The sequence below is a fragment of the Cupriavidus taiwanensis genome, from assembly GCF_900250075.1.
Lineage (GTDB): Bacteria > Pseudomonadota > Gammaproteobacteria > Burkholderiales > Burkholderiaceae > Cupriavidus > Cupriavidus taiwanensis_C.
This window is the reverse complement of sequence record NZ_LT977071.1, coordinates 1,828,194-1,840,809: the sequence shown is the minus strand read 5'-3', so window position 1 is coordinate 1,840,809 and position 12,616 is coordinate 1,828,194. Positions and strand designations below refer to the sequence as shown.

Genomic DNA, 12,616 nt, shown 5'->3' with positions numbered 1-12,616 from the left:
CAAGGTCTCCTTACACGCCCAGCAGGGCGTTGAGCGTGGACATCTTCCGTTCCAGCTCGCTGGCGGCGAAGGCCTCCACGATGCGGCCGTGCTCCATCACGAAGAAGCGGTCCGCCAGCGGCGCCGCGAAGCGGAAGTTCTGCTCCACCATGACGATGGTGTAGCCGCGCCGGCGCAGCGTGGCGATCATCTTTGCGAGCTTCTGCACGATCACCGGTGCCAGCCCTTCCGAGATCTCGTCGAGCAGCAGCACGCTGGCGCCGGTGCGCAGGATGCGCGCCACTGCCAGCATCTGCTGCTCGCCGCCCGACATGCGCGTGCCCTGGCTCTTGCGCCGCTCATGCAGGTTGGGGAACATCTCGTAGATCTCGGCGACCGACATGGGCTCGAGCAGACCCGTCGCGCCCGGCGCTGCCTCGAAGGCCGGCGGCAGCAGCAGGTTCTCTTCGCACGACAGGCTGGCGAAAATGGCGCGCTCCTCCGGGCAGTAGCCAAGCCCCAGCGGCGCAATGCGGTGCGTCTTCATGCCGATCGTTTCCCGGCCGAATACGCGCACCGAGCCCTTGCGCGTGCCGGTCAGTCCCATGATGGCGCGCAGCGTGGTGGTGCGCCCGGCGCCGTTGCGGCCCAGCAGCGTGATCACTTCACCCGGATGGACCGCCAGGTCGACACCGTGCAGGATGTGCGATTCGCCGTACCAGGCATGCAGGCCCCGCAATTCGAGGGCCGGGGTGGCGGTTGCGGTCATGCGGCCTCCTGCTGGTCTTCGGTGGTTCCCATATAGGCTTCCTTCACCTGCGGATTGCGCGAGATTTCGTCGTACGTGCCCTCGGCCAGCACGGCGCCGCGCTGCAGCACCGTGATGCGATCGACGATCGACGACACCACGCTCATGTTGTGCTCCACCATCAGCACGGTCCGTCCCGCGGACACGCGCTTGATCAGCGCGGTCACGGTCTCGACGTCCTCGTGGCCCATACCCTGCGTGGGCTCGTCCAGCAGCATCAGTTCCGGATCGGTGGCTAGCGTGGTGGCCAGCTCGAGTGCGCGCTTGCGGCCATAGGCCAGCTCCGCCGTGCCAAGGTGCGCGAAGCTGGCCAGGCCCACCTCGTCCAGCAGTTCCATGGCGTGCGCATCCAGCCGTGACAGCGAGCGCTTGCCGCGCCAGAAATGCCACGACGTTCCCAGCTTGCGCTGCAGCGCGATGCGCACGTTCTCCAGCACGGTCAGCTGCGGGAACACCGCGGAAATCTGGAACGAGCGGATCACGCCCATGCGGGCGATCTGCGCCGGGCGCAGAGCGGTGATGTCGGCCCCGTTGAAATGAATGGAGCCGGACGACGGCGCGTGGAACTTGGTCAGCAGGTTGAAACAGGTGGTCTTGCCGGCGCCGTTGGGGCCGATCAGCGCATGGATCGAGCCCCGCCGCACCGACAGGCTGACATCGCTGACGGCGGTAAAGCCCTTGAACGCCTTGGTCAGCCGCTGCGTGCGCAGGATCACGTCTTGCTCAGGCATTGGCGCGCTCACTTCTTGACCAGCGGGCATTCACTGGCGGAGAGGGGGCGGAAGGCCTCGTCGCCGGGAATGGTGCCGATGTACTTGACCAGGTCCCACGGGCCTTTCGACTCCGCCGGCGTCTTGGCCTGGGCCAGGTACATGTCGTGCACCATGCGGCCATCGATCCGGACCTTGCCATTGCGCACGAAGGCGTCGTTGACGGGCAGCGCGCGCATCTTGTCCGCCACCGCGGGGCCCTCGACGGTCCTGGCGGCTTCCACGGCCTTCAGGTAGTGCAGCACGCCGGAATAGACGCCGATCTGCCCGTGCGTGGGATACGCCTTGTGGCGCTTGTGGTAGCGCTCGACGAAGTCCTTCGACTTCGCGTCGAGGTCGAGCCTGAACGGATCGACATAGGTCAGGCCCTGCGCGGCGGGCAGACCCAGACTTTTGATATCGGTGATGAAGGTGGACGGCGTGATGACCGTCTGCCCCGCCTTGATCAGGCCGAACTCGCCGGCGGCCTTGACGCCATTAATCATGTCGTTGCCGGCGTTGGCCAGCACCACCACCTTGGCCTTGGAGGCCGACGCCGCGACCACCGGGCTGCTGAAGTCGCTGGCATTGAGCGGATGGCGCGTGCTGCCGACGTTCTTGCCGCCACCGGCATCCACGGCCTTGCGGAAATCGGCTTCCAGCGACTGGCCGAAGGCATAGTCCACGGTGATGTAGTACCAGCTGTTGCGGCCCTGGTCGATCAGGCGGCGGACCAGCGGATACGACACCGAGTAGGTGTCCCAGGCCCAATGGAAGCCTGTGGGCGAACAGTTCTGGTTGGTCAGCGCCATGGCGCCGCCGGTGGAGACGATGTCGATCTTCTGCTTCTGGCGCGCCACTTCCTGCACCGCGAGCGCGGTTGACGAGTTGGGGAAGTCGATCACCATGTCGACGCCGTCGGTATCGAACCATCGGCGCGCCAGCGACGAAGCGATATCCGCCTTGTTCTGGTGATCCGCCGAAAGCACCGTGACGGGCTTGCCCAGGGCCTTGCCGCCGAACTCATCGACGGCCATCTGGGCGGCGACGACCGAGCCCTTGCCGGACAGATCGGCATAGGAGCCGGACATATCGGTGATGACGCCGATCTTCACGCCGCTGGCGTCGGCCAGGGCGGGCGTGGCCTGCGCCAGGCCGAGCAGTGCGGACGACGAGGCTAGGGTGCGTAGGATGCGAGAGGTGGACATGGGGGCTCCAGGTTGTCTGCGCGAAGGGATGGAAGTTGGCGATGGCTGCATGCGCCCGACGCGGGCGCCATCGCTGCGCGCGCTCGGGAAGAAAATCAGTATGCTGAATATATGCCGATGAAAAGGGCGGAGTTCTCCGCCCTGCAAGTGCGCCGGAGAGCAGCGCTCAGGTGGACAGGTCGCGCCCGCGCGTCTCCGGCACGAACACCATGCCGATGACGAAGGCGAGGCCGGCGATAACCACCGGGTACCAGAGGCCAAAATACACGTCGCCGCTGGAGACGTTCATCGCCGTCACCACGAATGACAGCATGCCTCCGACCCAGCCCGCACCAAGGTGGAAGGGCAGCGACAGCGAGGTGTAGCGTACCCGGGCCGGGAACAGCTCGACCATGAAGGCGGCCATCGGCCCATAGACCATGGCCAGGAACAGGATCGGCACCAGCAGCAGCATGAACACCATCGGCGTATTCATCCTGCCGGGATCGGCGCGCTCCGGCCAGCCGGCCTCGACCAGTGCCGTCTTGATGGCGGTGCGGTCGAAGCCCTGTAGCGTGCGCGCGCCGATCTGGATTTCCGCCCGGCCCGGGTCGCTGGCCGGCACGAAGGTGTAGCCCACGCCCAGGTCGGTCAGGTAGCCGCGGATCTTGTCGCAGGCCGACACCGGTTCGCCGAACAGGCGCGCCTTGCAGTCGCCCGCGGTCACTTGCACCGTGCCTTGCCGCTGGAACTGCTCCAGGGCGGGATTGGCGTAGTGGGTCAGCCCCTTGAACACCGGCTGGGTGCAGAGCGCAGCCAGCAGGCAGGCGGCCATCATGATGTACTTGCGGCCGATGCGGTCCGACAGCCAGCCGAAGAACAGGTAGCAAGGCGTCGCCACCACCAGGGCGATCGCGATCAGCTTGTGCACGGTTTCGATCGGCACGTGCAGCGTCTTGTTGAGGAAGAACATGCTGTAGAAGTGGCCGGTGCCGAAGATCGCGCCGAGTCCGGCGGCCACCACGAACAGCAGCAGCACCGACTTCAGGTTCTCCCACCGCGTGAAGCTTTCGCGGATGGGGGACTTCGAGGTGGCATTGCCAGCCTTCATGCGTGCGAACACCGGCGATTCATGCAGCTTGCCGCGGATATAGACCGAGATCACCAGCATCACCAGCGACACGATGAACGGGATGCGCCAGCCCCACGCGCGGAATTCCGCTTCGGTCAGGAAGGTCTTGAGCAGGTAGACCACGAATAGCGAGGACAGCAGCCCCAGCGTGGCGGTGGTCTGCAGCGAGCTGGTGTAGAGGCCGCGCTTGCCTGCCGGCGAATGCTCGGCGACATACGTGACCGCGCCGCCCACTTCGCCGCCCAGCGCGAGGCCTTGCAGCAGTCGCAGCAGCACCAGCAGCACCGTGGCGGTGATGCCGATCTGCTCGTATGTCGGCAGCACGCCGACGCCCACCGTGGCCACGCCCATCAGCAGGATGGTGACCAGGAAGGTGTACTTGCGGCCGATCCGGTCGCCCAGGCGCCCGAACACCAGCGCGCCCACCGGCCGGATCAGGAAGCCGGCGCCGAAGGTAGCCAGGCTGGCCAGGAAGGCGGCCGTTTCATTGCCCGGCGGAAAGAACAGTGCGCCGAAATACACCGCCAGCGCCGCGTAGATGTAAAAGTCGTACCACTCCATCAGGGCGCCGAAGGATGAGGCAAGGATGACCTTGCGTTCTTCGGCGGTCATGCCGGAGGCCGGGGCACTCGTCTCGGCGCGCGTCTTGGCGCGGGTCAGGCTGATCGTCATGGCGGGGGCTCCTTTTGGTCAGGCCGTATGTCTCTATTGTTTGTTTGCTTCCCGGTGGTGCCGGGCCCCGATGGCGCGGGTCATTGCTGACCCGGCACTGTGCGGTGCCGCATCCTGCCGGTGCATCAGTCAGTATGCTGATGAGAAGCGCAGTATGCTGAGCAAAATGCGGGCCAGAGCCGGCACCTGGGATATTGCGAAGGCGCCGGAAAGCCCGATTTAAATGGATGTTTCATATCATCAGCATACTGATCATCTGGGGCCAGTGTAATGAGCGGTTCCGGCCATCGTTATAGGTGTTAACCCTCCGCGCTCCTTCTGGACTTTTGAAAATCCGCTCACTAGAATCCGAAAACTAATCAGTGTACTGAGTAATCGACGAGGCGACGCATCGGCGCACGCGGGACAAAGCTCGGCACGCACCGATTCCATCCATCAGGAGCCCCCACCAGCATGACTTACGTGAAGAAGATCGCCCTGGAAGAGCATTTCATGACCCCCGGCTTCCAGGCTTATTCCAAAGGGTTCACGCAGCATATCGATCCGGCGGTGTTCGCCGAGCTTGGTCGCCGTCTTGCCGACTTCGACGAAGAGCGGCTTGCCGAGATGGACCGGTGCGGCATCGACATCACCGTGCTGTCGCAAACCGGACCCGGCGTGCAGGGCGAAGCCGATCCCGGACTGGCGCTGACCCGTGCGCGCCAGAGCAATGACTTCCTGGCGGCGCAGATCGCCCGCCATCCGACGCGCTATGCCGGCTTTGCCGCGCTGCCGATGCACGATCCAGGGCAGGCCGCTGGCGAACTGGAGCGTGCCGTGCTGCAGCTCGGCTTCAAGGGCTCGCTGGTAAACGGCCATACACATGGTCGCTATTACGACGCCCCGGCGTATGACGCGCTCTGGGAACGCATGCAGGCGCTGGACGTGCCGATGTACCTGCATCCGACCGATGCCTTCGTGTCGCCGCAAGTGCTCGCCGGCCATCCGGAGTTGGCCGGAGCCGCGTGGGGGTGGGGCGTGGAAACCGCTTCGCACGCGCTGCGGCTGTTGTTCAGCGGCGTGTTCGACCGCTTCCCGCGCCTGAAGCTGATCCTCGGCCATATGGGCGAAGGCCTGCCTTACCAGCGCTGGCGCTTCGACAGCCGTTTTGCGGTCTATTCGCATGGCGTCAGGCTGGAGCGCGCGCCGTCCGAGTACATCGGCAGCAATATCGTCATCACCACCTCGGGCGTGTGTTCGCACGGCGCGCTGATGGGCGCCCTTGCCGAACTGGGACCGGAGGCGGTGATGTTCTCCGTCGACTACCCCTATGAGTCCACCGAAGTGGCCGCGCGGTTCATCGACAGCGCGCCGCTTGACGACACCACGCGCGCGCTGGTCTGCCACGGCAACGCGCAACGCCTGCTCAAGCTCTGATTGCCCAACCTGGAAACCCCATGCAAAAAGTCTTTCGTATCGGCCAGATCGTCCCCAGCTCGAACACGACGATGGAAACCGAAATCCCCGCCATGCTGATGGCGCGCCAGCAGATCCGCCCGGAACGCTTCACCTTCCATTCAAGCCGCATGCGGATGAAGAAGGTGGTCAAGGAAGAACTGGCGGCAATGGATGCCGAGTCCGACCGCTGCGCGGTGGAGCTGAGCGATGCCCGCGTCGACGTGCTTGGCTATGCCTGCCTCGTCGCGATCATGGCGATGGGCCATGGCTACCACCGGCAATCCGAACAGCGCCTGAAGGCACATACCACAGCGAACGGCGGCGACGCGCCAGTCATCACCAGTGCCGGGGCGCTGGTGGATGCGCTCAAGGTGATGGGCGCGAAGCGCATTGCAGTGGTCGCGCCCTACATGAAGCCGCTGACCGAACTGGTGGTGGACTACATCCGCAACGAGGGCTATGAAGTCGTGGACTACCGCGCGCTGGAAATCCCCGACAACCTCGACGTCGGCCGCCATGATCCGTCGCGCCTGCCGGAGATCGTTGCGCAGATGGACACGCGGGACGCCGACGTGATCGTGCTGTCTGCCTGCGTGCAGATGCCATCGCTGCCGGCCGTGGCCAAGGTCGAGGCGATGACCGGCAAGCCGGTGCTCACCGCCGCCATTGCAACCACCTACGCCATGCTGCGCGCGCTGGACCTGGAACCGGTCGTGCCGGGCGCGGGTGCGCTGCTGTCCGGCGCTTACTGAGGGGGGGCCATGAGTACCTTCCAATACGGAGGCCAGGTTCATGCCAATGGCATCCGCCAGCATTACCTGCGCTACGGCGGCAATGGGGGCGAGCATGGCGGGCGCGACGCCGTCGTTATCGTGCCCGGCATCACCAGCCCCGCGATCACATGGGGTTTTGTCGGCGAGCAGTTCGGCGTGCACTTTGACACCTACATCCTCGACGTGCGCGGCCGCGGGCTGTCGTCGGCGGAGCCGGGGCTCGACTATGGCCTCGATGCGCAGGCGCGAGACGTCGTCGCCTTTGCCGAAGCGCTGGGCCTGCGGCGCTACAGCGTGGTCGGCCATTCGATGGGCGCACGGATCGGCCTGCGTGCCGCGGCGGCAAGGCCGCACGGGCTGGCGCGGCTGGTGATGGTCGACCCGCCTGTCTCGGGCCCCGGGCGTCGCCCATATCCGGCGCAACTGCCCTGGTACGTCGATTCGATCCGGCTGTCCCGGAAAGGCACCGGCCTGGAAGGCATGCGCCGCTTTTGCACGACCTGGACCGACGAGCAACTGCGCCTGCGCGCCGAATGGCTGCACACCTGCAATGAAGACGCGGTGGTGCGCAGTTTCGAGGACTTCCACCGTGACGACATCCACGCCGACATGCCGCGGGTAAAGGTGCCCACGCTGCTGATGACCGCAGGCCGTGGCGACGTCGTCCGGCCCGAAGACGTCGCCGAGATCCGCACGCTGCTGCCCGGCGTGCTGGTCAGCCACGTCGCCAATGCCGGCCACATGATCCCGTGGGACGACGAAGCGGGTTTTTACGCGGCGCTGGGGGACTTCCTCGGCGCGCCGCTGGCGCAAGCGCTGGGACAATCAGCGAGCAAGGAGCCGACATGCCGGTAAGTGACCACCAGATGATCGAGGCCTGGCGCAAGGTGCTGCGGCTGTCCCGGCTGGAGCCGGGACAGACCGTCACCATCCTCACCAGTGCCGCCACCCACCCGCAGACGCTGTCCACCGCGCTCACCGCCACGCAATCGATGGGTGCCATCGTCAACCGGCTCGACCTGCCCCCCGTCAACGGCGAGAAGGCACTGAGCCGCGATGCGCTCGCCTACCTCGGTACCACGCCGCTGACCGGCAATCCGGCGGCCATCGCCGCACTGAAGGCGAGCGACCTGGTGCTGGATCTGATGACGCTGCTGTTCTCGCCGGAGCAGCACGAGATCCTGCAGGGCGGCACCAAAATCCTGCTCGCCGTCGAGCCGCCCGAGGTGCTGGCCCGGTTGGTGCCCTGCGAGGCCGATCGCGAACGCGTGAAGGCGGCGTCTCAGCGGCTGGCAAGCGCGAAGGAAATGCACGTCGTCTCGCCCGCCGGCACCGACCTGCGCTGCCCGCTGGGCGAATTCGCCGCCATCGGCGAGTACGGCTTTGTCGACGAGCCCGGGCGCTGGGACCACTGGCCCAGCGGCTTCGCGCTCACCTGGCCGAACGAAGGCGCTGCGCACGGCACCATCGTGCTCGATAAGGGCGACATCCTGCTGCCGCAGAAGAGCTACGTCACCGAGCCGATCCGCCTGACGGTCGAAGCGGGCTTTGCGACGCGCATCGAAGGTGGGCTCCATGCCGAACTGCTGAGCGAATACATGGCGTCATTCAACGATCCCGAAGCGTATGCGATCTCGCATATCGGCTGGGGGCTCCAGCCTCGTGCACATTGGTCGACGCTGGGCCTGTACGACCGCGAGGCCACCATTGGCATGGATGCGCGCGCGTTCGAGGGCAACTTCCTGTTCTCGCTCGGCCCGAACAACGAGGCCGGCGGCCATCGCACCACGGCCTGCCATATCGACATCCCGGTGCGCCGCTGCACCGTGCGCCTGGACGGCGTCGACGTGGTGACTGCGGGCAAGGTGACCGACGGCTTCCGCTACCCGGAGGACAAGTCGTGATGCACAGGGAAATCGGCGCGTACCAGCGCCAGGGCTTCGGCAATGCGCTGGAGCTGGATGGGCCCTTCGGGCTGCTGATCGTGGACTTCGTCAACGGCTTTGCCGATCCGGCGGTGTTCGGCGGCGGAAATATCCGCGAGGCCATTGCCAGTACCGTGCCGCTGCTCGCGGTGGCGCGGCGCGAAGGCTGGCCGGTCGCGCACAGCCGCATCGTCTATGCCGATGACGGCGCCGACCACAACGTCTTCTCTATGAAGGTGCCGAACATGCTGACGCTGAAGGAGCATGCCTTCAACAGCGCCATCGTGGAAGAACTGGCGCCGCGCCCGGGCGAACTGGTGGTGCGCAAGACGGTGCCGTCGGCGTTCTTCGGCACGTCGCTGGCGGCATGGCTGACGCAGCGCGGCGTGCGCACGCTGGTGGTGGCCGGCGCCGTCACCAGCGGGTGCGTGCGGGCCAGCGTGGTCGATGCGATGCAGTACGGCTTCCGCCCGCTGGTGCTGTCCGACTGCGTGGGCGACCGCGCGCTGGGGCCGCATGAGGCCAACCTGTTCGACATGGCGCAGAAGTACGCAACCGTCGCCACGCGGGCAGACGGGCTTGCTGCCATTGGCGTGCGGGAATAGGCGCCTGAAGGGGCCGGCATGCGGTAAAGCCGCAATTGACAGGCACTCCGGCATTTCCATAGGATTTTGGTCAGTATGCTGAATAAACCACGCTTATCATCGGAACGGACAGGGCAATGACATCGTCGATGGAACCGGATTACCCGGATAGCGCGCGCGGCCAGGGCGTCGGCGCTCGCGTGGCGCGCAAGGAGGACGCGCGGCACCTTCACGGCAAAGGCCGCTTCGTCGCGGACATCGCCATGCCGGACCTGCAGGAAGTGGCGTTCCTGCGCAGCCCGGTCGCGCACGCGCGGCTGCTGTCGGTGACCAAGCCGTCCAGTCACGCCGCCGCGGTGGTCGTGCGTGAAGACATGACGGCGGCTGCCGACATCATCGCCGACTCGGCCTTCCCGTCCTACCAGCCTTCGGCGCAGCCTCCGCTGGCCAGCGGCAAGGTGCGCTTCGTCGGCGAACCGATGGCGATGGCTTTTGCACCCACGCGCGCCGAGGCCGAGGACATCGCCGAGCAGGTCGCCGTGTCGTTCGACGAACTGCCCGCGCTTGCCGACGTAACCCAGGCCCGCCAGCTTGCCGGCGAGGTGCGCGTGCACGAGCACTGGCGCGACAACACCTTCCTGACGCTGACCGCCGACAAGAACTTCGAGGCGCGCCAGCGCGAGGCGACGGTGGTGGTGCGCCGCCAGATCGACCTCGCTCGGCAGTGCATGGTGCCGATGGAAGGCAAGGCGGTGCTGGCCTATTGGGACCACCAGTTCGACCAGTTGGTGGTCTACAGCGCGACGCAGGTGCCGCACATGATCCGCACGATCCTGGCGCACTGCCTGGGGCTGGAGCAGGAGCGCGTGCGTGTGATCTCGCCCGACGTGGGCGGCGCCTTCGGCTATAAATGCGTGCTGCAGCAGGAAGAACTATGCATCGCGTGGCTGGCGATGACGTACAAGCGCCCGTTCCGCTTTATAGAGGACCGGCGCGAGCACCTGACCGCCGGCGCGAACTCGCGCGAGCACCACTACGACCTGACTGCGTATGCCGATGCGCGCGGCCGCCTGCTGGCGCTCGATGCAAAGGTCGTGATCGATGGCGGTGCCTATTCGGTATGGCCTTTTACCATCGGGCTGGAACCGGGGCAGGCGATCGGCAACCTGCCGGGGCCGTACGCCTTTGACGGCTACCGCTGCGAAACCACTTGCGTGGCGACGAACAAGCCGGGCTTCGTACCCTATCGCGGCGTGGCGCGCACCGGCGTCTGCTTTGCGATGGAATTGATGATCGACGCCATCGCCCGCGAGGTGGGACGCGAACCGTGGGAGGTGCGCTGTGAAAACCTCGTGCCGCCCGAGGCCATGCCTTATGTCAACGTCACCAACAAGCATTTCGACGGCGGCGATTACCCGGCCAGCGTACGCAAGGCCATGGAGATGATCGGCCTGCCCGCGATCCGCGCGCGCCAGAAGGCGGGCCCGCAGGGCAACATCTATGTCGGCGTGGGTTTCGGCACCTACACCGAGCAATCGGCGCACGGCACCTCGGTGTTCGCCGCGTGGGGCACTCCGGTGATTCCGGGCTTCGATTCGGCGACGGTACGCATCACGCCGGACGGCGGGCTGGAGGTGCGCGTGGGCGTGCATTCGCACGGGCAGGGCATGGAGACCACCTTCGCGCAGATCGCCAACGAGATCCTTGGCATCGACATCGCGCGGATCAAGGTCGTGCACGGCGATACCGGCCTGACGCCGTTCTCGACGGGCACGTATGCGTCGCGCTCGCTGGTGATGTCCGGCGGCGCGGTGTCGCGCGCGTGCAAGGCGCTGCTGCCGCGCCTGCTGAGGATCGGTGCGCACATGCTGGGCCTGCCGCAGGATGCCGTGGTGTTCCGCGACGGGGCCGTGGCGGCCGGGGATGCGGGCACCGCCGACATCGCGCGCATCGCCAACGCCTGGTACATCAACCCGCACCTGTTGCCACCGGACGTCGATGCGCAGGGGCTGGAAGTCACGATGGGCTTCAAGCCCGCCGTCGATACCGGCAGCTTTACCTATGCCACGCATGCGGTGGCGGTGGAAGTCGACATCGATTCCGGCCACGTCGAGATTCTTGACTACGTCGTGGTGGAGGACTGCGGCACCATGATCAACCCGATGGTGGTCGAAGGGCAGACCTACGGCGGCGTGGCGCAGGGTATCGGCACCGCGATGTTCGAAGCGATGCATTACGACGGCAACGGCCAGCCACTGGCGTCGACGCTGGCGGACTACATGCTGCCGGGGCCGACCGAGATCCCGTCGATCCGCATCCATCATTTCGAGACGCCGTCGCCGCATACGGAGTTCGGCGCCAAGGGCATGGGCGAGGGCGGGGCGATCGCGCCGCCGGCGGCGATCTTCAATGCCGTCAACGACGCGTTGCGCGATTTCGGCGTCGAGCTGAAGGAGACGCCGCTGACACCGCGCAAGATCCTGGAAGCGCTGGATGCGGCCGAGGCCGATGCGCATAACCGGAAGGCAGCCTGACCGATGAAAGCCGTTGCATTCTCTTACCACGCACCCGGCTCGCTGCCGGACGCATTGAGCCGCCTGGGCGCGGACATTGATGTATCCAAGGCCATGGGCGGCGGTCAATCGCTCGGGCCGATGCTGAACCTGCGCCTGACGCGGCCCGATACGGTGGTCGACGTGTCGGCGCTGCGCGAATTGCGCGACGTGACCGCAGGCGCCGACGGCATCCGCATCGGCGCCTGCGTGACTCATGCGCAGATCGAGGACGGCGTATTCGAGCCGCTGCGCGGCACCATGCTGCAGGCCGTTGCCGGCGGCATCGCCTATCGGGCGATCCGCAACCGCGGCACCGTAGGCGGCAGCCTAGCGCATGCGGACCCCGCGGCCGACTGGGTCGTGGCCATGACCGCGCTGGGCGCGCGCATCGAGATCGCATCCGCTGCCGGCACGCGCGAAGTGCCGATGGAGTCGTTCATGCTCGGTGCCTACACCACGGTGCTGGCTGACGGCGAGCTGATTGCCGCGGTGCGGGTGCCGCCGCAGACCGCGCACAGCCGCTGGGGCTACCAGAAGCTGTGCCGCAAGACCGGCGAGTTCGCCGAGGCCAGCTGCGCCGCGTACTTCGACGCCAGCCGCAGCTTCGCCCGCATCGTGCTCGGCGCGCTGGACGGCCCGCCCGTGGTGCTGCCCGGCCTGACTCGCGCCGTCGCGGCGCAGGGCGCGGCGGCGCTGACGGCCGACGCCGTCGCCGAAGCCGTCGCGCAAGCCGCGCCGGGCAGGGACGCCATCGACCGCAAGCTGTACCGAACCGTCGTGATGCGCTGCGTCACGCAACTGCTGAATTGAGGAGC

The 12,616-nt window shown here is 66.5% G+C and carries 11 protein-coding genes; 7 read left to right on the top strand and 4 right to left on the bottom strand.

All coding sequences use genetic code 11. The features are described 5' to 3' along the window. Nucleotides 1–10 precede the first annotated feature (10 nt). The 4 genes from CBM2588_RS24660 to CBM2588_RS24645 form a co-directional block, all read right to left on the bottom strand. Nucleotides 11–748: an ABC transporter ATP-binding protein gene (locus tag CBM2588_RS24660; protein WP_115682926.1), complete on the bottom strand. Its 738-nt coding sequence runs from the start codon at nt 746–748 to the stop codon at nt 11–13. Next, on the bottom strand, nt 745–1,518 hold the full coding sequence (locus tag CBM2588_RS24655) for an ABC transporter ATP-binding protein (RefSeq protein WP_115682925.1): 774 nt from the start codon (nt 1,516–1,518) through the stop codon (nt 745–747). Before CBM2588_RS24655 ends, CBM2588_RS24660 begins: the two co-directional genes overlap by 4 nt. Before the next feature lie 8 nt (nt 1,519–1,526). Then, nucleotides 1,527–2,744, bottom strand: coding sequence for an ABC transporter substrate-binding protein (locus CBM2588_RS24650; protein ID WP_115682924.1), 1,218 nt, complete (start codon nt 2,742–2,744; stop codon nt 1,527–1,529). A gap of 166 nt (nt 2,745–2,910) precedes the next feature. Next, nucleotides 2,911–4,527, bottom strand: a complete 1,617-nt coding sequence (locus CBM2588_RS24645) for an MFS transporter (RefSeq protein ID WP_115682923.1) — start codon at nt 4,525–4,527, stop codon at nt 2,911–2,913. Between the two features lie 453 nt (nt 4,528–4,980). On the opposite strand from CBM2588_RS24645, the gene CBM2588_RS24640 reads away from it, so the two are divergent. The 7 genes from CBM2588_RS24640 to CBM2588_RS24610 all read left to right on the top strand — a co-directional run bounded on the left by CBM2588_RS24640 (nt 4,981) and on the right by CBM2588_RS24610 (nt 12,611). Beyond that, nucleotides 4,981–5,943 (top strand): amidohydrolase family protein, encoded by a 963-nt coding sequence (locus tag CBM2588_RS24640; RefSeq protein WP_115682922.1) that lies wholly within the window; start codon nt 4,981–4,983, stop codon nt 5,941–5,943. Between the two features lie 20 nt (nt 5,944–5,963). Beyond that, entirely contained in the window at nt 5,964–6,716 is a 753-nt protein-coding gene (locus CBM2588_RS24635; RefSeq protein WP_115682921.1) for a maleate cis-trans isomerase family protein, read from the top strand. 9 nt (nt 6,717–6,725) lie between these two features. Then, nucleotides 6,726–7,592 (top strand): alpha/beta fold hydrolase, encoded by an 867-nt coding sequence (locus CBM2588_RS24630; RefSeq protein ID WP_115682920.1) that lies wholly within the window; start codon nt 6,726–6,728, stop codon nt 7,590–7,592. Beyond that, nucleotides 7,583–8,641, top strand: a complete 1,059-nt coding sequence (locus tag CBM2588_RS24625) for a 2,5-dihydroxypyridine 5,6-dioxygenase (protein WP_115682919.1) — start codon at nt 7,583–7,585, stop codon at nt 8,639–8,641. Before CBM2588_RS24630 ends, CBM2588_RS24625 begins: the two co-directional genes overlap by 10 nt. After that, a complete protein-coding gene (locus CBM2588_RS24620) occupies nt 8,641–9,267 on the top strand; it encodes an N-carbamoylsarcosine amidohydrolase (protein WP_115682918.1) in 627 nt (208 codons plus the stop codon). Before CBM2588_RS24625 ends, CBM2588_RS24620 begins: the two co-directional genes overlap by 1 nt. Before the next feature lie 116 nt (nt 9,268–9,383). Next, the gene (locus tag CBM2588_RS24615; protein ID WP_115682917.1) at nt 9,384–11,780 is read left to right on the top strand and encodes a xanthine dehydrogenase family protein molybdopterin-binding subunit; all 2,397 of its coding nucleotides are present in this window, start codon (nt 9,384–9,386) and stop codon (nt 11,778–11,780) included. 3 nt (nt 11,781–11,783) lie between these two features. Then, nucleotides 11,784–12,611: an FAD binding domain-containing protein gene (locus tag CBM2588_RS24610; RefSeq protein WP_115682916.1), complete on the top strand. Its 828-nt coding sequence runs from the start codon at nt 11,784–11,786 to the stop codon at nt 12,609–12,611. Nucleotides 12,612–12,616 lie beyond the last annotated feature (5 nt).

What these genes read in the sequence shown, in the direction of transcription:
- CBM2588_RS24660 (WP_115682926.1), bottom strand. Translation starts at nt 748, where the DNA reads ATGACCGCAACCGCCACCCCGGCCCTCGAATTGCGGGGCCTGCATGCC.
- CBM2588_RS24655 (WP_115682925.1), bottom strand. Translation starts at nt 1,518, where the DNA reads ATGCCTGAGCAAGACGTGATCCTGCGCACGCAGCGGCTGACCAAGGCG.
- CBM2588_RS24650 (WP_115682924.1), bottom strand. Translation starts at nt 2,744, where the DNA reads ATGTCCACCTCTCGCATCCTACGCACCCTAGCCTCGTCGTCCGCACTG.
- CBM2588_RS24645 (WP_115682923.1), bottom strand. Translation starts at nt 4,527, where the DNA reads ATGACGATCAGCCTGACCCGCGCCAAGACGCGCGCCGAGACGAGTGCC.
- CBM2588_RS24640 (WP_115682922.1), top strand. Translation starts at nt 4,981, where the DNA reads ATGACTTACGTGAAGAAGATCGCCCTGGAAGAGCATTTCATGACCCCC.
- CBM2588_RS24635 (WP_115682921.1), top strand. Translation starts at nt 5,964, where the DNA reads ATGCAAAAAGTCTTTCGTATCGGCCAGATCGTCCCCAGCTCGAACACG.
- CBM2588_RS24630 (WP_115682920.1), top strand. Translation starts at nt 6,726, where the DNA reads ATGAGTACCTTCCAATACGGAGGCCAGGTTCATGCCAATGGCATCCGC.
- CBM2588_RS24625 (WP_115682919.1), top strand. Translation starts at nt 7,583, where the DNA reads ATGCCGGTAAGTGACCACCAGATGATCGAGGCCTGGCGCAAGGTGCTG.
- CBM2588_RS24620 (WP_115682918.1), top strand. Translation starts at nt 8,641, where the DNA reads ATGCACAGGGAAATCGGCGCGTACCAGCGCCAGGGCTTCGGCAATGCG.
- CBM2588_RS24615 (WP_115682917.1), top strand. Translation starts at nt 9,384, where the DNA reads ATGACATCGTCGATGGAACCGGATTACCCGGATAGCGCGCGCGGCCAG.
- CBM2588_RS24610 (WP_115682916.1), top strand. Translation starts at nt 11,784, where the DNA reads ATGAAAGCCGTTGCATTCTCTTACCACGCACCCGGCTCGCTGCCGGAC.